The organism is Pontibacter roseus DSM 17521 (assembly GCF_000373265.1).
Lineage (GTDB): Bacteria > Bacteroidota > Bacteroidia > Cytophagales > Hymenobacteraceae > Pontibacter > Pontibacter roseus.
Genome location: NZ_KB890767.1, coordinates 118806 through 143038 on the forward strand (window position 1 = coordinate 118806; position 24233 = coordinate 143038).

The window sequence follows — 24233 nt, forward strand, 5'->3', positions numbered from 1 at the left end:
GCCATGCGCATCCCGGATTACTTTTTTACCGGCTTCCCCTCCTGGGAGCTGTACTCCTTAGCGGCCAGCAGGTATATCAACGAGGCTGTTCCATCCATAGTGGGCTCGTTGGTGCTGTAGTCGCCGAAATCGTCATGGTACACCACCAGCTTGGACTGGAACTCCGCATAAGGGTCTTCCCCGTACAGCTTTATGCCTTTCAGGTTGTTAAAGATGCTGCCGTATACCGGACCATCCACCAAGCCGCCGTCAATCGGGAACTTGTGCAGGTGCGTGAAAGCAGAGTGCGGGTCGATGGGAGTATCGCCGTTTGCCGGCAGGCCATACACCATACTGGTGCCCCAGGGGTTGCAGCCGAAAAGCCAGTCGATGTTGGCCTGTTCGAGTTCTGCGTAGGTCTGGTCGCCAGTGAGCTCCCGGTACAGGTGATTCTGTATGGCGAAGGACGTAGTCAGGTTGTTGGAACACCAGATGAACGGCACTCCCCGGTAAAAGGCGTTCTTTTTGGCCTTGGCATACACCCGCTCTATACCTTCTTTGTAAAAGCCAATCAACTCGGCCTTTGTCTGTGCATCAGCTTTCTTAGCCAGCTCAAAATGTCCGAAGTTGTGGAAAGGGTACCACTGGTAATGGCGTGCCGTATCGGCTCCCATCCAGGGCGTTACTTTCTCCTGCAGGCCATAAGCGAAGGATTGTTTGAAGAACTCCTGATTGCCGGTCAGCTGGTACAGTGCTGCTGCGCCCAGCTGCATATCGTCTACCCAGTTATCCTCTTCATAGAAATAAGGCGCCAGACAAGGAGCAGTCTGTGCCACACCTGGCTTAGCCAGACCCAGTTTATAAGCGGACATCGCTTTCTGGCTGAACAGGTTCGCCAGGCTTTCTTCCTTTCCGCTATAGATTTGGGCAGCCAGACCAAAGGCGCTTGTGAACTTGCCGGCGATGGAGGCCACGCCGGTGGCTCTGTTCTTATACTTGCCTAAGCCCTGAGGCTCTCCGGTGGCAAAGTATACCGGGCGAGGCCCACCGTTGCCCATTCCGTAATCTATGGGGTCTTGGGTAGGCAATCGCATACCCTGGTGGTCTCGGTCATCGGCCAGTTGGTTGAACAGCCAATCCTCGCGCGGGTGAAGCTTCAGGAGCCAGTCCAGCCCCCACTTCGCCTCATCCAGCACATCAGCTACACCGTTGTTGCCCTCCAAACCATTGCCCTGGTGCTGGTCTGTGAACACTCCCGGAAAATCGCGGTAGGCAGCCAGCAGGTGGTAGGTGGCGTTGGCTGAGGTAGTGGCATATTGCAGGTAGTCAGAGGCATCGTGCCAGCCGCCCGACACGTCGATGATGGTGCTGTCAGGCATCGGGCCGTACATGGTGTAGCCGTCGTGGGTATGGCAGGAGTCCTTCAGGTAAGGGTTGAAGCCGCTGCGTTGCTGCCGCATGTAGCGGAGCGCGAAATCCGCGGTGCCTTTGTACACATCTGCATCAATCCTGAACACAGGAGATTTGGCCGCTCCTGCCCGCAGGAAGTAGCTGCCAGGTTTGTTGAACGCGGTGAAGTTGAGCCGGTAGGATTCCGTAAACGGCCCATAAGCTCCAAAAGCCTCCCCTGACTTGCCCCTGAAAACAACCTTGTTGGTTTGGGCATCTACGAGTTCAAAGCGCTTCAACTTAGTTTTGGACTTGCTCCCCCACACGGCCACTTTTATCCCCGAGGGGGTATAACCAAGCTGGTTGATACGAATCCAGGCAGGACCTTTAGCGGCTGCGATGCTGCTTTCTGGCTCAGGTAAGGCTTTATTAGAGAAAGCGATGGCGTTGGCGGTCACTATTAGAGCGGCCAGCACCAATACCAGTATGGTCGGTTTTCTTTTCATATTATATTCTTTTTGTTCCTAGTCTTAATTAGTTAATTCGATTTTGGTTTATTGCTTCCGCCACTCCGATGCTCTCATACCAATTGTTTTATAGCTCTAGTTCGAGCGCTCAAGCCGCGGGGGCATCGTCCTTGGGCGGAGCGCGGTGTTTCATGCCTGCCTATCGGCTGCCGCTCGCGCGGCACCGTCATGTTACAAGGCGCTCCACCCGAGGACTGGGTAAGTCACTTCTTAGCTACGGCTTTCGGCTATGCCACCTGTATTGATTCCCCTCATTAAAGGGGCGGGGTTGTGTCAGCACCAGCAGACAACGAGCGGCATCAGCCACAAAGCTGATACCTGTGCACGATTGACATCCCCCTGCCCCCTTCGAAGGGGGAATCTTTGCTATAGCTTTTTCTCAGGTATAGGCGTTGTAGCACAGACCACTGACAGGTATAGCAAGGCTTACTTACAGCAGCAGCTACATAGCTATGATTTGAGCCAGGTGTACCAGTGACGATTTTTTGTTCGAGCGGTCAGCGAGTTCAAAAGCGTCTTGATTTTTTTGCCTACTGGGGGTAGGGGCCCTCTTTCTTTTCATCAAGGAAAAAAGTAGGTGCCCGCCGCACAGGCGAAGCTATGAAACAATGTTAGATGAAGATGCAACAGCTACGGCGACGAAGCATTAGAGTGACTCAACCTTTAAAATCACCTCAACCGTATTCTAAAAAAGTTTGAAGGCGCGCTTTCATTCTTCAACCGGTCAATGGACGTCACCACGTACTGGTAAGACTTGCCTCGCTCAGCCGTCTCATCATGAAACTCAGACAAGGTATGGTCGAAGCTGATTTTGATGATGCGCTTCGGCTGCTCCAAATCAATAGGCTCATTCTCTGCGAAGCGGTAGATAACGTACCCGTACACATCCGCCTCCTGGTCCGGGTAATCCCACTTAAGTTTCGCCTTCTTCCAGTGCCGGAAGAACAGAAACTTATCTTCCCGCAGGTTAAGCGGCTTGGCTGGTTTTGATGCTCCCAACCAGGGCATGGTCGGTTGCAGGGCCGGGTAGCGGTAGAAGTCGTGCTGCAAAGAGTCACGGAAACCGCCCAGGTTGTTCGTCAGGGACTTGGAGCTGAAATAAACACTCCCCTGTACGTTCGGGTTTTCGCGGAGGTAGCGCACCTGGTTCGGGAGTTGCTGCCTATCGCGCCAGCCTTCGCGGTCTTCCGTGGCTCGGTAAGCCCCATGCCCTATGTAAACATGCTTCCCGAAGGAGTTGGCCGCCCACCAGTCCAGTAGCTTCTCGTAGGGAGCTGGCGCATAGCCAAAGGGGAAGTACAGCTGTGGGTTGATGTAGTCAATCCACCCCTCTTGCACCCACTTGCGCGCATCGGCATACAGGGCGCTATACCCGGAAAGGCCGTTGCTTTCGGAGCCATTCGGGTCCTGTGCCTTATTACGCCAGATGCCGAAGGGACTGATGCCGAATTTCACGTGCTTCTTCTCGCCATGGATTCTCTCGGAGAGCGTCTTGATGAGTTCGTCCACGTTGTTGCGGCGCCAGTCTTCTATATTGGCAAAGCCTTGGCCGTGCAGTTGGAAAGTGACAGAGTCAGGCAGCGGCGTCGTGCCCGGGTATGGGTAAAAATAGTCGTCGAAGTGGATGCCGTCTATGTCGTAGTTGCGTACCACATCCGTAATCACATCCACCAGGTATGCCTTCACCTCGGGCAGCCCCGGGTTGAAGTATTTTTTGTCGCCATACGCAAAGAACCAGTCCGGTTGGGTGCGTGTGATGTGGTCAGGGCTGGTGAGGGAATCCACCAGACTGGTGGTGGCACGGTAAGGATTTATCCAGGCGTGCAGTTCCATGCCGCGCTTGTGTGCTTCTTGCACGGCGAAAGCCAGTGGGTCATAGAAAGGCTCCGGAGCAAGGCCTTGCTTGCCAGTCAGGAACCGGCTCCATTGTTCCCGCTCGCTTTCGTAGAGGGCATCGGTAGAGGGGCGCACCTGTAGCATGATGGCGTTGATGCCTGTGCGCTGGTGGGCGTCCAGTATCTCCAGCAATTCCTGCTTCTGAGTCTCAGAGTCTACGCCTGGTTTGGGTTTGGAGGGCCAATCAATGTTCTGGACAGTGGCTATCCAGACGCCTCGGAACTCCCGCTTGGGTGTCTGTCTGGCTTGCTGTGCATAGAGGGTCGCTGAACTGAGTAGCAGGACGATGAATAGGGTAAAGTTTCTAATCATGTTTCGGTGGGGTTGGGGTGGCTATAAAAAGCCCTCCGATAGGGTTAGTAAAGGAGGGCTCTTTCAAAATATTAAACTATTCTATCACTACTATTATCTATCTCGCACGAGCACCCGGTTTGTAGCGGCAGGCGTTAAGGTGTGAATGCCTCTCGTGTACAAGGTATACACCCTTCCGCCTGTTGGGGCCACACCCGTCATCGTGGTGTAAGGGGTTGCTGAACCAGTTGCATAAATCGGGAAGTCATACGTGCCCGGCTCAATCGCAACATAAGCCGTGTTGCCTTTGTAGGCGATGTTTTCCCCAATCACTGTAACTGCCTCCGGCGCATCAAGCGTGGCTTTGCGCACCGCTTTCACATCAAAGTTGGCAGGTGCATCCACCATCACGTTCACAAAGCGGATGTAGGCCATGGCGTTGTTAGGCGCTGGCAACTTGTCTTCTACCACCAGTGTTTCAAACGCACCCGCTTTCCCAATCAGGAAGGCAGAGTAAAATGCTCCGTCGGCCAGGCCGGCAGTTGCAGTGGACACGACATCCGCTGCTCCTTTAGCTGATGTGGTATCGATTACCTGCATATTGTAGTTGCCAGCTGGCACGGTGGCATAGCCGTAGGAAGCTGGGAACACAGCCGTACCGGCATATGACAGACCAGTTATGATGCCCGTACTTGTAGGCGCCAGAGCTGTTACCTTCTCATTGTTCAGGTACATGTTCGCCATTGGGGCCTCCTGTGCCGCATGGATCATCTTGATGTTCGCTCCAGATGTAGTCGGGTTGTAATTCTCTATTACCCCGTCCTTTTCGCATGACGCAAAAAGGAAACCTGCCGTGAGCATCGCTAATGTTTTTGTCGCTATATTCTTCATGGTATTGTCAGATTATTTTTTGCTGAACCACATCTCATAGGTATGGTAGTCTGGGTTCAGACCGCCTACTTTTTCCAGAGCGCTCACGTTCCACATGTACTCAGAGTTGTATCTCGGTCTGAAGCGGTAAGCTGGCTGGCCCTGGTTTAGACCGAACAGCGGATTTGGCAGCTCAAAGCCTGTGAACACCTCGCTGCTGTAGTGATATCTTCTCAAGTCAGTCCAAGTCTCCAGGAAGCCCCATCCCCACTGGGCAACATACTTCTGCAGCATGATTTTCTGCAAGGTCAAACCTTCGGGGCTCTTTGGCAGCAGTTCCTCGCTCGCCTGGAACGCCTGCTTTCTCTGAGCATACACGGCTACTTCGTCTTCTGGCGTAGCGGCATCGTTCACCACATACTTCTGCACGAAGTCAAGGTGCGCGTTCACGCCTTTGGTGTAAGCATCCAGCGCCACCGCCTTGTCACCTTTGATGAAGGCAGCCTCAGCCTTGATGAACTGCAGCTGTGAGTAGGTCATGATAGGGAACCGCTCGTTGTTGCCGAACAGGTATTTGTTCGGAGTAGTTGCTGCCACCACATCTGTAGGCGTATTCCACAGGTTTCTTGGGCGCTTGCCTACTTCATACTCGGTCACACCTACTGTTGGCGTCACGCCTCTGTACTGGCCGTCCGGCGCCTGTGCCAGCATTACCGGCAGGCGTGGGTCTGTCAGGTTTGTTTCTCCTTCAGCTACTGGTCCCTGCAAGGCAGGATTGGTGCCGTCCAGCAGGCTCACGATAAACTTGGACTGACGGAACGTGTTCAGGTTGCCTCTTCTAGGACCAAAGAAGTTCGTGTCGTTAGACACGGCGCCTTCAAAACGAACAGACGCGTCATCCGCGTTGCTTGCCAGCGATTTGTCCACGTACTCAATCACCTTGTCCGGGTTGTAGGAAGGCTTGTTGGAAAGGTGATGCTCGTTGATAGCCAACAGGCCGTAAGCGAACTTCAACCATTTGGCACGGTCTCCTGCATACATCAGGTCTCCTCTGCTCAATTGCGAGCTGGCTACGTTGCCGTCTGTGCGCTCCAGGTTCTGGATACCCAGCAGCGTCAGGCGTTTCACCTCTGCGTAAATCTCCTCCTGCGTATCATAGTCGAAGCTGGTTCTGCCCGGCTCAAAGGCCTGTGACACAATCACCTCACCATGGTAGTCAGTCAGCGTCTGCCAACCGAAAGCACGCAGCACATAGCCTACGCCCGCAAAGTCCCACTTCTCTTCCTGCTCCGCTCTGGTAATCATGTCGGTCAGGTTGGCGCCCATGCTGTAATACACGGCTCTCCAAAGCTGGCCCGAGGCATCGCTGCTGGCCACATAGCCATGCTGATCCCACACATCATTAGCTGATACGTGGTTCCAGTTCTGCACATACTTGCCCAGGTAACGGGAGTCGAACTGTATGCCTAGCGCTAACTCAGACTGAATGGCAGGCAGGTAAAATTGTGGAGCCACCACTTGGTCGGGTCCATTGGGGTTGGTATTCACGTCGAGGTAACTTTCGCAGCTGGTCGTGGCAAACATGCCAGCTGTTAATAGAGACGCGAAAAGTATCTTTCTCATTGATCGTTCTTTCTTTTGCATTGCTCTTTAATTAAAATCCAACGTTCACACCGAAGTTAAAGCCCATTGGCATTGGGAAGTTACCGTAGTCGAAGCCGGCACCACCGCTACCACCTACGGCAGCAGAGTTACCGTTCACCACAGGGTCCAGACCGGAGTAGTTGGTCAGGATGAACACGTCGGTCGCGGTCACGAACACACTTCCTGTCTTGATGAACTTCACGCTTCTGAGCAGTGGAGTTGATGACAGGTTGTAGTTCAGTGTGATGTCACGCAGACGCACCCAGTTGATGTCTTTTTCGATGAAGTCGATTTCTGGCAGGCCGAAAGTGGTAGACCAGAAGTTGGCATCGCGGGATGGGTCGATTACGATTGTGTTGCGGGTCGGATTTTCTGTGTTCTGCAGACCGTCTTTCATCACGCCTTCAAACACAACTGGCTGGTTACGGTCAAGCGTACGCTTGCTCAGGCCGCGGGCCGTCAGGAAGTGCTCAGTACCATTGTAGATGTCGCCACCTTTTCTGAAGTCGAGCAGGAAGTTCAGGGACAGGTTCTTGTAACGGAAGCTATTAGAAAGACCTACTGTGAAGTCTGGCTGTCTGTCTCCTACTGTTACCCAGCTCGTCGTGTTTCTCACTGGGTAGCCGTTTGATGGGTTAATTAGGATTTCACCCTTGTCGTTGCGCTCGTAGTCGAAACCAGTCAGAGTGGTAAGTGGGCCACCTGGTACTGCACCGTTACGCACGTTACCGTACAACCAGGTATCAGACATGTAGAATTCGTTTACGCCTTTTGGCAACGTGAGCAATTCGCTCCACAGGTGCGTGAAGTTCGCAAGTACGTCCCACTGGAAATCCTGCGTAACCACTGGAGAGGCGTTCAGCTGCAACTCTATACCTTCGGTTCTCATCTCACCCGCGTTGAACGCCTGCAGTACGAAACCTGTACCGTAGCTCAAACGCATGTCACGCACAATCTGGTCAACAGACTTCTTGTTGAAGTACGTCGCGTCGATACCGATGCGGTCGTTGAAGAACTTCATCTCGGTACCAAATTCGTAAGAAGTCGTCATTTCTGGACGCAGGTTCGGGCTTGGGCCTGTGAAGGCATAACCAAAACCACCGCCAGTCGTCGGCTTAGGCTCCAGGAAAGCACGGATGCTGTATGGGCTGGCGTCTTTACCTACCTGGGCGATGGAACCTCTCAGCTTACCATAAGACAGTACATCTCTGATACCTGCGAATGGCGCCAACTCTGTGAAGATAAAGCTCAAGGAAGCAGATGGGTAGAAGAATGAGCGGCTCTCGACAGGAAGCGTGGAGCTCCAGTCATTACGGCCGGTCATGTTCAGGTACAACATGTCGTTGTAGTTCAGCGTCAGGTTACCGAAAGCACCTACCAAACGTCTCTGGTACAGTCTGTTTCTGCCTCTGTGTGTGGTTCCGTCTGTGTTCTCAATAGAATACAGGTTAGGCGCCAGGAAGCGCTCACCGGTCACGGCCTGCGTATAGGAGTTTTGGTCTCTTACTTCACTACCCAGTTTCAGGTCAGCGTGGAATTTATCGCTGAAGAAAGAGCGGTTCAGTTGTGCGTAGTACTGCACGTTGAAGTTGCGGCTGTTGTCCAGCGACTGGTCAAAGATACCACCTCTTGATATACCATAGTTAGACTGCTGGTGACGCACCATGGTGATTTTGCCAGTGGAGAAGTCGAAACCAACGTTACCAACGAACTTCAACCAGTCAGTTGGGTCAATAGTTACCCTAGCGCTGGTGATATAACGGTTGTTTACATCGTTGATTTTGTTGTTGTTAACATTGAAGAATGGGTTCTCTACTTCGCTAGTGCTGGTAGAGAAGAGCCTTCTTTCCCCGGTTGGCGTCAGGTATACGCTGGCGTCGTCGTTGGATGGCCAGTTCAGCAGCCCCAGCAATGGACCACCCGCACCCTTAAAGGCGGAGTTATTGTCTGAGTAGGTATAGCTGAACGACACGTCAGCAGAGATGTACTTGTTCAGCTGGGAAGTGATGGCGGAAGACAGGTTCAGCTTGGTCAGGTCGGTGCCTGGCACGAAACCTTCCTGGTCTGTAAAGGAGCTGGAAACGCGGTACTGCGTTTTCTCTGAACCACCAGAGTAAGCCAAGTTGTGCTTCTGCGTGAGGGCTGTCTGGAAGAAGTTGTCTAGGTTGTCATAGAACTTTGTGCCTTCCGGGAAAGGGGCACCGAAATAAGACACAATATCCTCAACGCTGTTGCTTACACCACCTGAACCTCTGTCGTATACCTGCTGAATCTCAGGAAATTTGGTGATGCGGTCTATACGGAAGCTGTTGCTGTAGTCAATCTGGCTAGTACCGGCCTTGCCTCTTTTAGTCGTGATAACGATGGCGCCAGACGCAGCGTCAATACCATAAAGGGCAGAAGCCTCTGGTCCTTTCAGCACCGTGATGCTCTCAATGTCCTGTGGGTTGATGTCCGCACCTCTGTTGGTAAAGTCCGTTGAACGGTTGTCAAGGGAGGTGGCAGAGTTCGCTGAAGAAGCGAAACCGGCAGTGTTGAAGGTGTTGTTGTTGATTGGCAGACCATCTACTACATACAATGGCTGGTTGCTACCGCTCAGTGAGCTCACACCACGAATCATGATGGAGGAGGACGAGCCTGGCAAACCAGAAGTAGTCGTCACCTCAACACCCGCCACGCGACCGGCCAGGCCGTTCACGAAGTTCTCGCGCTGTGTCTGGGCGATAGTAGCGCCTTTCACCTCTGTCACGGCATAGCCCAGGGCTTTCTTCTCCTGCTTGATACCGAGGGCGGTTACTACCACTTCGCTCAGGCTTTGAGAACTTGCCTCCAAGGCCACGTTGATAACCGAGTTGGTGCCAACGGTTCTTTCTGCAGGCTTCATACCGATGAAACTGAAAACCAGCACGTCAGTAGGAGCGGCTGAGATGGAGAATTTGCCTTCCACGTCGGTGTTGGTACCACGTGGCTGGCCTTTAACGGCAACAGTCACACCGGGTAGCGGTGTGTTGTCTGAAGCGGCAGTCACCGTGCCGGTCACAGTTGTGCTTTGGGCACTGACTGTAAAGTGAACCAGGAGAAAACAGATTCCCCATAGGTAACAATGTAATTTTTTCATCATAACAGCGTGGCTAATAGTTAAGATTGTGGTGTGTTATTTGACAATAACGGGTTAAATGAAACATATAAATTATTCACAGTTGGTACTCAAAGCACAGGCGCCGCCGCTAAGACGGCAGGTCAGCAGACTTTGGATTTCGATATTTTTGGTCGCTTCTCTTGTCTAGAGCACTATCATTATAGTACAAAATACTAGAAAATGAGCGGGCCATCACTATACCTCTGCCTGCTAACGCACTATAAAGCTAAGTAAAAATCAGTATAGGTCACAGGTTGCTGCAACTTTTTTAGCAAAAGAAAGAAAAAGCCGCAGCTGCAACATGTAGATAAAGCGCTATACGCACATATTAAAATTAACACTATTTAAATTCGTTCTTTAATTTTATTTATCCAGAGTATCTACTTCAGGCTTGGATATCAGGTGTTATTTCAGCTTTATGTCTATAAGCAAAGTATTTCTTCCTACTGCTGCTTTTGCGCGCTTCAAATCGGTAACCCTACCTGTTGCTATAATTCCTTGCAAAAATCCTCAGTTAACACCACTCTCCTTCCTAGGTATACCACCTAAAAAGTGCTTGCTTACCTTCCCTCCTGCTTCGCCTCAAGGACAACGCCCACAGGAATCATGTATTAACAAAGTACAAATATCATTAAAATTATAACGACTCAGTACGAGCGGTTCTATCAAGGGTATAGCAGATATCTGGTGCGCATCTGCTTGTACTGGCTCAGGCCAGGCTCCCAGCTCTTGCGTATCTCCTCCTCCGGCACCCCGGCTATAATCTGCTCCCTGAACTCCTTCACACCCGCCAGCTTGTTGATGTCGCCAATCTGGTTGCTCTGCTTGGAGTCAAAGAATTTCTCCTTATCCGGATAGGCCTGGTAAAGCTCGATGAGCCAGCTCAGGTTTATCTGACGGGTTTTGCGGAACACTTCTGTGTCGTAGTTCCGCAGGTCGAGGCCGTAGCATACCTGGTCCTGGTGAAGCGGGGTTTCGCTCATGCCCTTGATGCTGGTGGGCGTGTAGCTGAAGGTGTACTTCCCTTTCATGTCGGGGTGGCCGAGCACCGTGAACGGGAACTGCGTGCCTCTGCCGTGGTTGAAGATGGTGCCTTCGAAGAGGCACGTGGAAGGGTAGAGCAGAATGGACTGCTGTGTGTTGAGGTTAGGGGAAGGACTCACCGGCAAGGCATAGGGCATGTCGTGGTTGTAGTTCTTCACCTTGATGATGTTGAGCTTGCACTGCACGCCGTTGGCCAGCCACTTCTCCCCGTTTATCATCTGGGCAAATTCACCCACGGTCAGGCCATGGGCTATGGGAATGGGATGTATGCCGATGCCGGATTTCAGGCTTGGGTCCAGTATCGGTCCGTCAATCAGGAAGCCGTTGGGGTTAGGCCGGTCCAGTATCATCAGCTCCACGCCGTTTTCAGCGCAGGCTTCCATGACACGGTGCATCGTAATGGTATAGGTATAGAAGCGCGTGCCCACATCCTGTATGTCGAAAATCATCAGGTCGATGCCGGCTAGGTCTTCTTTGGTAGGCTTGTTTTTAGCACCATAGAGGGAGGTGACAGGTATACCGGTCTTCGGGTCCACGCTGTCGGCCACCTTCACGCCCGCGCTGGCATTGCCCCGGAACCCGTGCTCTGGTCCGAACACCCGCACGATGTTCACGCCCAGGGAATGCAGGCTGTCCACGCTCAGGGATTTCCCGATGATGGAGGTCGGGTTCACGACCATGCCCACGCGCTTTCCTTTCAGATAGGGCAGGTAGGCCTCGGTCTGGTCAGCCCCTGTCATGATGGTTTCGCTCTTAGTAACGGAAGCGGTGACTGGCACTTGCTCCTGCTGGGCGGGTGCTGTGTTCATGGGCTGCTGCTGTGGCTTGCACGAACTGGCGGCCACGGAAAACAGCAGAGGCATCAATAGCGGGTATAGCGCTTTCATTCGTTGGTATTTAGTGTTTTTGAACCGAATCACTATCTGCACCCCGCTCCTTTACTAATCTATAAGATTGGCAGAAACATGCAGTAAGTACGCACTCACATTCGATTCCAACACTAAATAACGAATTTTAATATACGCCACCCAAATTTTATGCACATATTTTAATGAAACACGCAGAAACAAGCATTAAACAAAATTTACAGACTGCTTGTCTTACCTGATGGCTCAGCAAGGAAGCATCGCTATACCTGACATAGGGCGGGGCTTACGCAAATCGCTCTAAAATACAACGGCAGGTATAGCGCACGCTATACCTGCCGTTAAAATAGCACTGCTATACCTGCTTACCAGTAGATGATGTAAATGGCCGCCACTATAAACAGTATAGCCAGGGATGTCAGGTTGAATATATTATCAGTCTTAAAGAGTGCGCGGTCGTACTGTATTGCGCGTTCAGGGTATACGCCTTTGGACTTATTCTCCCAGAGCGAGTACACCACCATCAGGGTAGACAGCAGCAGGAACACGAGGCCCATCTGGTCCAGGAACGGCATGGTGGGGAAAACCATGTCAACGATGATACTAAACGGAACAGAAGCGATGGCCGTGGCCAAGGCGGCATTGGAGGTGGCACGCTTCCAGAACAGGCCAAATACGAACAGCACCACAATGCCCGGGCTCACATACCCCGTGTACTTCTGGATGAACTGGAATATCTGCTCCTCGCCACCCAGCAGCGGCTCCGCCACCAACACAGCAATGACAATGGACACGAGGCTCACCAAGCGACCAATCACCACCAGCTGCTTCTCGCTGGCTTCCGGCCTGAGGTGAGCTTTGTAAATATCTATGGTGAAAATGGTGGCCGTGGAGTTCATCATGGAACTGAGCGACGACAGAGCGGCCGCCATCAGCGCTGCAAAGGCCAGGCCTTTCAGACCCGTGGGCACCAGGTTGTTGAGGAGCCAGGGGTAGGCTTCGTCGTAGCGGCTGATGTCGGCGTTCAGGGCAAAGGCGGCTATACCCGGAATCACCACCACCAGCGGAATGAGCAGCTTCAGGAAGGCAGCAAACACCAGCCCCCACTGCACCTCCTTAATACTTTTGGCTGCCAGGGCGCGCTGTATGATGTATTGGTTGAAACCCCAGTAGCTCACGTTGGCAATCCACATGCCGCCAAAAAGCACCGTCAAACCTGGCAAATCTTTGTAGAATGGGTTATCCTCCGACAGAATCATGTCGAACTTCTGCGGCGCCTGCTCAAACAGCATGGCCATACCGCGCACCGGGCCAGCGCCACCACTCACAGCGTCCAGCGCCAGATACGTCGTCACCAGGCCACCCAATATCAGGAACACCACCTGAATCACGTCCGTCCAGGCAACGGCTTTCAAACCTCCGTAAATGGAGTAGGAGACCGCCACAACAGCCAGCCCTACAATGGCCCACATCGTGCTGATGCCGAAGACCACGCTCAGGGCCAGTGCTGAGAGGTATAGCACAGTAGTCAGGTTCACGAAGATGTAAAGCATAATCCAAAAAACAGCCAGGCTCGTGCGGATGCGGTCGTCGTAGCGCAGCTTCAGGAACTGCGGCATGGTGAAGATGCCCTCCTTGATGTAGATGGGCAGGAAGAATTTGGCCACAAGGAGCAGCGTGACGGCCGCCATGAACTCGTAACTGGCTATACCCAAACCGATGGCGAAACCTGAGCCCGACATACCAATGAACTGCTCTGCGGATATGTTGGAGGCGATAAGGGAGGCCCCAATGGCCCACCAAGGCAGCGATTTACTGGCCAGGAAGTAGTCGGTCGAGTTCTTGACGTGTCCCTTTTTTTCGCGGGAGACCCAGATACCTACTACAATGATGAGCGCGCAATAGCCAATGAAGATGGCAAAGTCTAGAGTAGAAAAGTTCATCGCATAAGAATTTAGGATAGCTAATATATGATATTAGTTCAGAAGAAGTTACAATACCCGTCATCTATTATTTTGGGCAGGCGCTGCCATGAGCCGACTCAGCTTGGCACCACCAGTTTTCGGAGCATGGCGGCGGCGGCCTCCGGCGTGATGTCCCGCTGCGGATTGCCCATCATCTCGTAGCCCACCATGAACTTGCGCACCGTGGCCGAGCGCAGCAGCGGCGGGTAAAAATGCATGTGAAAGTGCCAACCCGGGTAGTCCTGCCCATCGGTGGGGCTTTGGTGGATGCCGGAGGAGTACGGGAACGACACGTTGAACACCCGATCGTAGGCAGTCGTCAGCGCCTTGATGATACCGCTGAAACCGTCCTTCTCCTCCTCGTCCATCTGCCCCATGTGCTGGAAATGGCGCCTGCTGATGACGAGCGTCTCAAACGGCCATACCGCCCAGAAAGGCACCACCACCACGAAGTGTTCGTTCTCCGCCACCACCCGGGTGCCTTCCTCCAGTTCCAGGGACAGGTAATCCTGCAGCAGGCTGCGCTGGTTCACGTCAAAATATTCGCCTTGTTGTTTGGTTTCTTTGGCAGGCTCCACAGGCACGGTGCTCTGGGCCCATATCTGTCCGTGCGGGTGCGGGTTGCTGCAGCCCATGACGGCACCTTTGTTTTCAAAAATCTGCACATAGCGGATGAAGTCCAGGTTGCCGAGCTCAGTGAACTCGCGTTGCCACAGGTCCACCACCTGCCGTATGTCGGCCACTTCCATGTCGGCCAGCGTGAGGTCGTGGCGCGGGGAGAAGCAGATGACCCGGCAGATGCCCCGCTCGCTTTCGGCCCGAATCAGGCCCCCTTTCAGGAAAGAGCCTTCCGGCGTTCCAGCCTGCAACGCGCTAAAGTCGTTGTCAAACACAAAGGTGGAGGTATAGGCAGGATTCTGTTCGCCGTTGGCGCGGGTGTTGGAAGGGCACAGGTAGCAGCCAGGGTCGTAAGGCGGGCGCTCCTCACCGCCCACCTCCTCCTGCTGCCCCTGCCAGGGCCGCTTGGAACGGTGCGGTGAGACCAGCACCCACTCGCCTGAGAGCGGGTTGTACCTTCTGTGCGGATGCTCTGCTAAATCGAAGTTGGCCACAAGTGCATAATTTAGGATGTATACTGATGTAGGCGCTGCATGTTCAGGCCAGGCTGCTGCCGTCCACAATCTCAGCAACATACGTTTTCAGCTCAATGCCGAAGCGCTGCTGGTAGGCCACCTGCATCTGTTGGGTAAAAGCGTCCAGCGCCTCCAGTTTGACGAGGTTGATGGTGCAGCCACCGAAGCCGCCGCCCATCATGCGGGCACCCAGCACGGCCTCCTGCGGCCTCGCCTGCTCCACCAGAAAGTCCAGTTCCGGACAGCTCACTTCATAGTCGTGCTGCAGCCCTTCGTGTGAGGCGTACATCATCTGCCCAAAAGTCTGCATATCGTCCCGTTCCAGCGCCTGGCAGGCTTTCTCCACGCGCGCGTTCTCCTGCACTACGTAGGCACAGCGCTTCCATACCACAGGGTCAAACTCCGCTTTGTGTCTTTCGAGCATGGGCATGGTGGTCTCGCGCAGGCTGTTCACTTGGGGGTAGTGCGCGTGCAGCAGCGCTACGCCTGTCTCACACTCCTGCCGGCGGGTGTTGTATTCCGAGGAGGCCAGGTTGTGCTTCACCTGCGTATCGAGCAGCACGATGCGGTAGTCGGCCATGCCCAGGTGGTAGTAGGTATAGTCCAGGGAGCGGCAGTCGAGTTTCACGACGTGGCTCTCTTTGCCGAACATGCTGGCGAACTGGTCCATGATGCCACACTTGACACCGGCATAGGTATGCTCCGCCAGCTGCGCCATCTTCACCAAGTCAAGCTTGGGTATACCTAAATCGAAGACATGGTTCAACGCGAAGGCCAGCCCGCACTCCACCGCCGCCGATGAGGACAGCCCTGCCCCGATGGGGATGTCCCCGCCGAACACTACATCAAAGCCTTTCACCTGATGACCGGCCTGCTGCAGCTGTGCCACCACCCCCAGCAAATAGTTGGCCCAGCCGATGTCGGAGGGTTTTACATGATCCAAATCAAATTTCGCCTCCTGCTGCAGGTTGTAGGCATAGGCCCGCATGGCAGTTGTGTGGTTGGGCGCCAGCGCGAAGTAGACTTCCTTGTTGATGGCAGCCGGCAGCACGAAGCCCTCGTTGTAGTCGGTATGCTCACCAATCAGGTTAACCCGCCCCGGCGAACGCACCACGACAGGCTCCTGCTGGAACCTCGACCTGAAGGTGTTTTTGATTTCTTCTCGCATCGTTTCCCTTTGTACTCACTTAGGATTCCTATACCTGATTTATTCTTTTACCGCCGTCGCCTGCAAGGTATAGCGCCCAGCCTCCAGACCGTCTGCCCGGGCATTTACGTGAATGGCCCCAGCCTGTTTCCCTGCCTTCACCAGAATGGTGGCAATGCCCGCCTCCGCCACGACTGACGCCTCCCCTACCAACTCCGCGTCTCCTTCCAGCGTGAAGGTGACCTGGTTCACCGCCTCTGGCACCACCGTTCCGTTCGCATCCACAATGCTGGCATATACGAACACGGCATCGTTGACGCCAGCCTCCAGTTCTTTGCCGCTGATGTCAACGGACAGGATTAGTTTGGCGGGCTCGCCGGGCGTTCGTTGCTCGGTTTGCACCACAGGGCGGCCCCCGATAAAGCCACGGGCGGTAAGTGTCCCCGGCGCGTACTGCGGCACCTCAAAGGTGAACGGCGGGTGTGGCAGGTGTGTGGAGTTGCGGTCCTTGTCCGGGCGCTGGCGCGCGATTGATTTACCGTTGAGCAGCAGTTCCACCTCCTCGCAGTTGCTGTATACCTTCACCGTTTTCATGTCGGGCTTGTGCCAGAAGTTGGCGATGTATACCATGGGTTTGTGGAATGTCGACTGCTCTTGCAGGTTTGGCCCGGCCTGGCTTTGGTAGAAGTAGTAAGCGAACTTAGGCAGCCGCACGATGTCCATGATGCCCGAGGCCTCGATGTCATCGGCGTAACCTCGCTTGTAGTCGAACATGAGCCAGTTGGCATCGCCTACAGCCGGGCCCTGCAGGTTGCTGTTGTGCGCCTCCTGGTAATTGAGGGCCTGCTGCAACAGCCGCTTCTGCCCAAAGCCCCGCAGCTGCCGCGAAGTCCGCTCCTCCTCTTTCAGGTTGGCGAACTCCTTCTGGTTGAAGCCGGCGTTTTGGGCATAGTATTCCCAGTCACCGTACTCGGCTATGAAAAGAGGTTTGCCCTTGTCGTACTTGTTCCAGTAATGGGGCGGCTTTCCGTGCTGCCGGGCGGGGATGAACACATCGTATACCTCATCTACCCAACCACAGGTATAGGTTTCGCCAAAGGGCAGTTCCTCGTGCACCGCCTTGTGGGCGCGCTCCATAAACTCCTTCGTCATACCGGATTCGTTCAACGATGCTTCCCACAGCACAACGGAGGTATAGTTTCGGTCACGACGCACCATCTCACGCACATCCTGCAGGCTGTTCTTCTGGAATTCCGCATCGCCGAAGAACTGCCAGCCGGGTATGGCATCCATCGTCAGCAGCCCCAGTTCGTCGCAGGCCTCCATGAAGGCGGGGGACTGCGGGTAATGCGAGAGGCGCACGAAGTTGAAGCCAGCCTCTTTTATCTTCCAGGCGTCGCGGTAGTTCATGTTATCCGACAAGGCATAGCCCAGGTAAGGGTACTCCTGGTGGCGGTTGGTGCCCCGCAGGTATAGCTTCTGGCCGTTCAGGTAAAACCCGTCTGCTGCAAACCGGAAGGTCTTGACACCCGTCTTGAGCACCATCTGCTCCGTGGCCTTCCCCTTCTGCTGCAACTCCACTGTTAAGGTATAGAGGTAGGGCTGGTCCGGTGACCAGAGCTGCGGATTAGCAATGTTGATTTGCTGCCGGAAAGTGCCATACTGATTAGGCGCTACGGCCATGGGGTCAGACAAGGCCTCCCCTACCGTTCTGCCTTCCTTGTCGGTCAGCACCAGCCGCACCTGCCCTTCCCGCTGCTGGGCGTGGTCGTTTTTCACTTCGGTCTGCACATGCAAAGTAGCGGATTGCGGACTCACGTTCTCGTAGTGCAGCAGCACGCCGCCACCCGCTACCCGGTTAGCGGCGATGGGGTCCGAGATGTGGAGCTTGTCTTTTGTGATGAGGAAGGCATTGCGGTAGAGGCCGCTGTAGTAGTTGAAGTCCAGGTCGGCCAGGGGTTTGCCGGGAGGCACGGCCGGATTGTCCTCGTTGTTCAGTTTGATGAGCAGCACGTTCTCCTCGCCATACCTGGCGTGGTCTGAGATGTCGATGTAGAAGGGCAGGTAACCGCCCAGGTGCCGGAACACCTGCCGCCCATTCAGGTATATGTCGGCCACCTGCATGGCAGCCTCAAACTGCAGCGCGATGTGTTTGCCTTGGTCGGAAGCGGGTAGCGCAAAAAACTTCCGGTAGAAGGCGGTGCCTTGCCACTGCTGTTCCTTTTTCTCGATGGGCTCCAGCCGGGCCGTGTGCGGCAGGCTGACCTGCTCCCACGCTATACCTGGCCCAGACTCCCTGCCTGATAATCTGCTGGCAAAACCGGTGGTGTCGATGTCCCGCACGAACTCCCAACTGTGGTTGAAATTCTGCACGGTTTCGGTGGCTGACGCCGTAGCCTGTGAGGTTGTCTGTGGCTTTTGGGTGCAGCCGCTGAGCAACAGCAGACAAGCCCCTACCAGGCAGTAAAACAGGTGCCTCCAAGTGGTTTCGCTGTCCGGGTGGCTCATCGGTTTCTTCTGGAACATGTGCGCTTTTGGGTCTTTGTGTATGCAGATATTCTACTACGGAAATATTCACTTCTCGGGCTATAGAGCTTTGGCAGGCCTTTGCTGGAAAAGCTAGCGGCAACCCTCATTACAGGCCATACCTATCCCTGTCACACCCGACCCATTCGGTTAGAGTCTGTCCTACTTCATGTATATGAGCAGATTAAAAGCGGTTTGTGAGATAAATTAAATATTAGAAAAGTAACAAACTATATCGCCTATACCTTCACAGAGCCGAAGCGATTCCTGAATAAGAAGTTCATGCGTTTTTGTGCGGTTTTCAGGCTACATCCTTTGTTTCACGCTAAAGTCTTTGCTAATTTAGGGGCTTCTATTCACCTGATTAGTGCACCCCGCTGCTTTATGAGAAAGAGCCTCCTTCTTTTTTCTGTGCTGTTCCTGCTTTTCACCCATGTGTCGGCTCAGGAAGCCACTTCCAGGAACAGGACCAAATCGCCGGCCTTGAAACTGTCTTTCCCTGAAAAGAAGAGCTGGAACGTGCTGAAGGAGGGGGAGAAACTTGAGTTCACGCTCCAGGCCACGGGGGGCAAGGACAGCCTCTATACCTATACCATAACCCAGGGCATGGTGGAGGGCATCCAGTTCGACACGCTGGGCCATTTCTCCTGGACGCCCAGCTACGATTTCGTGGACAGGCTAGGCGCCGAGCGCACGGTGCAGGTCATCTTCAAGGCCAGCAACGGGAGCGACGAGAGTGTGAGTCAGGTGATTGACTTCAAAGTGGAGCACGTCAATAGGCCGCCGTCCGTTGGAGAGCTCAAGCCCCTGTATGTGCGCTACAACGCCCAGAACACGTATACCATCGAATCGTCGGTGGTCAAGGACGAGGACAACGACCCCATCGTGTTCGTACCCATTCCGGAAGGTATGCCAGAGGGCGCCAAGCTTTCGGAGCAGGGAGAGTTCACCTGGAAGCCATCGCTCACGCAGTTCAACCGGCTGCGCAACAACCCCATCAAAGTGGAGTTCTATGTGGAAGACCAGCCGGCCAAAGCACGCACGAAGGGCTATTTCAAGGTGGAGGTGACCCAGCAGGACCTCCCGCCCAGCCTGCAGATGATTCCATCCCAGAAGCGCTTTGTTTACAAGGAGGGTTCCACGGTCAATCTCAAGTTTCAGATTTACGACCCGAACGGAGAGGCCGACATCGCCTCTTTCAATTTCATTTCAGACAACACTGATTTGCCGGCCACCGCGCTCGTGAAGAATACCCCGTCGCAGTATGAGTTCATCTGGAAACCCGGCTACGACTTCGTGCGCGACCCATTGGACTCCGTCTCGTTTGATATCACCTTCTTCGTGCTCGACAAGTCGAACAGGCGCGATGAGCGCACCGTGTCTTTCACCATTGTGAACGCTGTGAACGAGGCCGAGGCAGACCAGAAGCTCTACAACGAGTACCGTGCCGCGCTGGTGCGCGCTTGGGACTTGATGGAGCAGTTGAAGGAGACGGAGCGCGACCTGAAGAAGAAGTACAACCGCGCCCGCAAAGGCAAGAAAGCCCGTTCGCTCACCAATGCCTCCCTCGGAGCCGTGACAGGTATAGCCCCTGTGATTGTAGAGACGCCCGCCACCAGCAAGAAAATCACCACCATCGGCGGCACCACGGTCATGACGATAGGTACGCTGGAGGCGACGGAAGTGATAGGCCGCTCTACCAAGGACCTGGTGGAACGGTTGAACTACATCATCGAAAAGCGGAACGAGCTCCAGACGAAGGGCGATGTGTTCGCGCGCAAGTATGCCCTGAAGTCCTCGCGCCGCAAGCCGGAGTTCCTCAAAGACGCAGATGATTTCGTGGCCCTGATGAACCTGAAGGGGCTGGTGGCGCTGGAGCTGGACGCGAACTGGAAAAACAAGAACAAGCCAACCAACGAGAACATCGCCAAGACTTTCAAAGACTTCAGCTACGAGAACTAGTCAGGTATAGCCTTTACAATAGGTATAGCAAAAAAAGGAGAAAGGACCCTGAGCGGTCCTTTCTCCTTTTTGATTATGGGTGCTGTTGCTCGACTAGCGAGATTAGGCCTGCTTCACGAGTTGGATTTCAGCCTGCAGCTTGATTTCGTCGCTTACGACCACGCTGCCCGCCTCTGTCACGGCATTCCAGGTCAGGCCAAAATCTTTGCGGCTGATTTTGCCTGTCACGGTGAAGCCGGCCTTGTGCTGGCCGTACGGGTCTACTACCGTGCCGCCAAACTCCACGTCTACGGTCACCGGTTTGGTGATGTCGCGTATGGTCAGGTCGCCATGCAGTTTGTATTCGCTGCCGCCTACATTCTCATAGTTCTTGCCTACAAAGCGAATCTCGTCGTGCTTCGCCACGTCAAAGAAGTCAGGTGACTTGAGGTGCGTGTCGCGCTGCTCGTTGTTGGTGCTGATGGAGTTCACATCGGCTGTGAACACCACGTTGCTCGCGCCGTTGAAGTTCTCATCTTCGCTCTCCGCCTCTACGTTGAACTTCTCGAAATAACCTGTAACGGTCGTAATCATCAGGTGCTTCACCTTGAACTGTACTTCGCTGTGGGTTGGGTCTACTGCCCATCTTACGTTTGCCATGTCTTTTCTTATTTTAAAGTTAAGTAAATTTTCGATTCACAAATGTATAAACATCTAATGTATATACATCAGTTATTTTAAAAAGATTCACTTCGCCACAAAATTTGTTCTCTCATAGTGGCTTTGCTTATACCTGAAAACTGGACCGTGGCCTTGTATACCCCAAGTTCAGTAAACTAAACTTCTTGGAAGATTTAACGCAATGCCCGTCGTGGATTGAGCAATGGCACATCCAGGTATAGCGGTTATACCCTGTCTGGTGAATCTTGCTTAGCTAAGGCAGAATTAAGCCATAAAAAAAGCCTTGCAAGCGGATGCTTGCAAGGCTTTACACTAGACGAATGAAATTTTGCTCACTATAACTTCACCATCGCGTCTATTGTCTCAATGCTCCCATCGGAGTTATGCTTTAGCTCAGTCACCTTCACACTGCGCAGCGGCGTTTTGCCACCCGACAGCGAGCTGTCGTGGTAGAACAGGTACCACTTTCCATTATGCTCTGCAATAGAGTGATGGTTCGTCCAGCCCAGCACCGGCTTCAGGATGACACCTTGGTAGGTGAAGGGGCCGTAAGGGCTGTCGCCGGTGGCGTAGGCGATGTTGTGCGTGTCGCCGGTGGAGTAAGAGAAGTAGTATTTGCCGTTGTACTTGTGCACCCAGGCTGCCTCAAAAAAGCGTCTTTCGTTGTCCTTGGCCAGTAGCGGTTTGCCGTTCTCGTCCAAAATCTGCACATCGCGCAGTTCCTCGGCAAAGCTCTTCATGTCGGGGCTCAGTTTAGCCACTTTTGGCATCAGTGCTGGCGCGTCGTCAGCCGGGTACTCATCTTTTGGATTATAGGTGCCGGAGCTCCAGCGCTGTAACTGACCTCCCCAGATGCCGCCGATGTACATGTAGTACTCGCCATTGTCTTCGTACACCGCGGGGTCTATGCTGTAACTGCCCTTGATTGGCTGCGGCTCCGCTTTAAACGGACCACTTGGTGAGGTGCTGGTGGCTACTCCTATTCGGAAGATATCGTCTTTGTCTTTGGCCGGGAAGAAGAAATAGTAAGTGCCGTTTTTGTGCGCTGCATCCGGCGCCCACATTTGTCTGCTGGCCCAAGGCACATCTTTGATGTCCAGTGCTACGCCATGGTCGGTTACTTTACCTCCCACGCTGTCCATCGACAGCACATGGTAGTCTTTCATGGCAAAGTGTGAGCCGTCGTCTTTCTCCGGTATACCTGCATCGATGTCGTGCGAGGGGTAGATGAAAATCCGGCCGTTGAACACGTGGGCCGACGGGTCAGCGGTAAAGATGTGCGTCACCAGCGGGTCATTCGATACGGTTACAGCATTTTGTGCGGCAGGCTGTTCTGCTTCTGCCTGGTTCTCGGAGGCATTGCTCTGGCAACCGCTTGCCAGAACGGATACCGCCAGCATGGCCAGCGCGGCGTGTTTAAAAGGCTTTTTTGCTATCATAATAGGTATAGGTTATGAATCGGTTAAAATCTTATTTATTGTTTTAAAGAGGTAGAAGTGCTGTTGTAAATGGCATCGTTGCCTTCGTAATCGAACCAGTCAAAGGAAGCCTTGCTGCTGGAGGGCTTGCCCTGCGAAGTGGCAAATATACCCAGCGTAACGCCCACAAAACCGCCTGACACACGGGTACTGAGGTAACGGCCGTCCACATCGCCCTGTAGCAATTTCCAGTCGCCTTCTTTGGTCGCGTAGGAGAAGGCGTACCTAGCTCCGTCGAAATCTATTTTGAGTTGCAAAGGCAGTTTGCCTTCTTTTTTGCTGAGCTGTTTTTCCGCCAGCACAGAGCCGTCGGCCTTTCGTAGTTGCACCGTTTGCTTGCCTTTGGTCATGGTCTTGCCCAATAGGTAATGGTGCTTCTCACCCTGAAAAGCCGCTATACCTGCAAACTCGTTGTCACTAGCTGGCTGGAAATCCATTTTAGTACTGGCGCTTCCAGTGATGTGCTGCTGCCTTCTGGCGATGTACGACGGATTGCCTTTGCCTGACAGCTCTTCCGTGCGCACCTCTAGCGTCAGTTTCCCGGATGGTTGGCTCAGGCTATACCAGTCGGTGCGCGGTGTGCGGAGCATCAGCCAGTGCAGGGGCAGTTTGCTGTCGTTGAAGTCTTCTCTATACCTGAAGTTACCGTTCAGCGGGAAGTCGCTCAGTTTTGCTTCCGGCAGATTGGGACGGGTATAGCTGTACTGCACCAGTTCATGCTCAGCATTGATAATGGGCCAACCGTCTTTCCAGGTAACAGGAGCCAGAAAAGTTTCGCGGCCGATGTTGTAGTGGTCTTCGGTGTCGTACGGGCGGGTGGCCAGAAAGACTGCCCACCACTCTCCGTTTTTCGTCTGCACCAAATCGGCGTGGCCGGTGGCGGATACTGGGTTCGGACGGTCGTTGGGCAGGTGGCGCTGCGTCAGGATGGGGTTTTTCTCGTACGGCACGTAAGGCCCAGTTGCCTTCTCGCTGCGCAGAATCACTTCGGAGTGATTCACGCTGGTACCGCCCTCGGCTGCCATCAGGTAATAGTAGTTGCCCACGTTGTAGATGTGCGGTCCTTCTATCCAAACGGGCTTTTTGGAAATGTCCACGCCACCATTTACCAGGATGCTCGGCTGGCCCACGGTTTTCAGGTTCTTGTAATCGAACTCAAGCTGCCGGATAGTGCGGTGGCCGTCGTAAAGCGGTTTGTTGTCGGGTGCGTCACTATTGTAGAGGATATAGGCTTTCCCGTCCTTATCGAAAAAGAGGGAAGGGTCAATGCCGTGTACATCGCGCAACCATACCGGGTCTGACCAAGGGCCGGCTGGATTGGTCGCAGTCACAACAAAGTTGCCGCCTTTATCCACCAGCGTCGTTATCATGTAGAACACGCCGTCGTGGTACTCAATGGCCGGCGCAAAGATGCCCCGCGATACGCCTAAACCCTCCACATCCAATTGCTCCGGCCGGTCGAGGATGTTGCCGATCTGTTTCCAGTTGACTAAGTCCTTGCTATGAAAAATCGGTACACCCGGATAGTAGGAAAAGGTAGAGTGCACCAGGTAAAAGTCGTCGCCTGCCCGACAGATGCTAGGGTCCGGGTAAAAGCCTGCTAGAATCGGATTCAGGAACTTCTCCTGCGCCTGTGTTGCCAATGAAGTTAACGTCAGAGCTATTGCCAGACCCGTTCTTATCAGGATGTTGCTAAATCGTATCATGCTTTCGTCTTT

General features: G+C 53.8%; 14 protein-coding genes. 1 reads left to right on the forward strand and 13 read right to left on the reverse strand.

Annotation, left to right across the window (positions count from 1 at the left end):
- Positions 1-17: 17 nt before the first annotated feature.
- From B051_RS21585 to B051_RS0117210, 10 genes are all read right to left on the reverse strand, one after another.
- Positions 18-1874: a glycoside hydrolase family 9 protein gene (locus B051_RS21585; RefSeq protein ID WP_083919468.1), complete on the reverse strand. Its 1857-nt coding sequence runs from the start codon at positions 1872-1874 to the stop codon at positions 18-20.
- A 690-nt stretch (positions 1875-2564) separates the two neighbouring features.
- Positions 2565-4103, reverse strand: coding sequence for a glycoside hydrolase family 10 protein (locus B051_RS0117170; RefSeq protein ID WP_018479456.1), 1539 nt, complete (start codon positions 4101-4103; stop codon positions 2565-2567).
- Positions 4104-4196: 93 nt separating this feature from the next.
- On the reverse strand, positions 4197-4973 hold the full coding sequence (locus tag B051_RS0117175) for a DUF4397 domain-containing protein (protein WP_083919469.1): 777 nt from the start codon (positions 4971-4973) through the stop codon (positions 4197-4199).
- 12 nt (positions 4974-4985) lie between these two features.
- Positions 4986-6575, reverse strand: a complete 1590-nt coding sequence (locus B051_RS0117180) for a SusD/RagB family nutrient-binding outer membrane lipoprotein (protein ID WP_026236482.1) — start codon at positions 6573-6575, stop codon at positions 4986-4988.
- Positions 6576-6606: 31 nt separating this feature from the next.
- Entirely contained in the window at positions 6607-9717 is a 3111-nt protein-coding gene (locus tag B051_RS0117185) for a SusC/RagA family TonB-linked outer membrane protein (RefSeq protein ID WP_033317007.1), read from the reverse strand.
- Between the two features lie 683 nt (positions 9718-10400).
- A complete protein-coding gene (locus B051_RS0117190) occupies positions 10401-11666 on the reverse strand; it encodes an exo-beta-N-acetylmuramidase NamZ family protein (protein WP_026236484.1) in 1266 nt (421 codons plus the stop codon).
- A 344-nt stretch (positions 11667-12010) separates the two neighbouring features.
- Positions 12011-13588 (reverse strand): sodium/sugar symporter, encoded by a 1578-nt coding sequence (locus tag B051_RS0117195; protein WP_018479461.1) that lies wholly within the window; start codon positions 13586-13588, stop codon positions 12011-12013.
- 98 nt (positions 13589-13686) lie between these two features.
- Positions 13687-14802 (reverse strand): UDP-glucose--hexose-1-phosphate uridylyltransferase, encoded by a 1116-nt coding sequence (locus tag B051_RS0117200; RefSeq protein WP_083919470.1) that lies wholly within the window; start codon positions 14800-14802, stop codon positions 13687-13689.
- A complete protein-coding gene (locus tag B051_RS0117205; RefSeq protein WP_018479463.1) occupies positions 14765-15910 on the reverse strand; it encodes a galactokinase in 1146 nt (381 codons plus the stop codon). Before B051_RS0117205 ends, B051_RS0117200 begins: the two co-directional genes overlap by 38 nt.
- Before the next feature lie 39 nt (positions 15911-15949).
- Positions 15950-18415, reverse strand: a complete 2466-nt coding sequence (locus B051_RS0117210) for a glycoside hydrolase family 2 protein (RefSeq protein WP_018479464.1) — start codon at positions 18413-18415, stop codon at positions 15950-15952.
- Between the two features lie 384 nt (positions 18416-18799).
- On the opposite strand from B051_RS0117210, the gene B051_RS0117215 reads away from it, so the two are divergent.
- A complete protein-coding gene (locus B051_RS0117215; protein ID WP_018479465.1) occupies positions 18800-20377 on the forward strand; it encodes a hypothetical protein in 1578 nt (525 codons plus the stop codon).
- Positions 20378-20479: 102 nt separating this feature from the next.
- Here the strand turns inward: B051_RS0117215 and B051_RS0117220 are convergent, their stop codons facing one another.
- The 3 genes from B051_RS0117220 to B051_RS0117230 all read right to left on the reverse strand — a co-directional run bounded on the left by B051_RS0117220 (position 20480) and on the right by B051_RS0117230 (position 24221).
- The gene (locus B051_RS0117220) at positions 20480-21016 is read right to left on the reverse strand and encodes a YceI family protein (RefSeq protein WP_018479466.1); all 537 of its coding nucleotides are present in this window, start codon (positions 21014-21016) and stop codon (positions 20480-20482) included.
- Between the two features lie 356 nt (positions 21017-21372).
- On the reverse strand, positions 21373-22476 hold the full coding sequence (locus B051_RS0117225; protein WP_018479467.1) for a glycoside hydrolase family 43 protein: 1104 nt from the start codon (positions 22474-22476) through the stop codon (positions 21373-21375).
- A gap of 35 nt (positions 22477-22511) precedes the next feature.
- Positions 22512-24221, reverse strand: a complete 1710-nt coding sequence (locus tag B051_RS0117230) for a glycoside hydrolase family 43 protein (RefSeq protein WP_033317008.1) — start codon at positions 24219-24221, stop codon at positions 22512-22514.
- Positions 24222-24233: the final 12 nt, after the last annotated feature.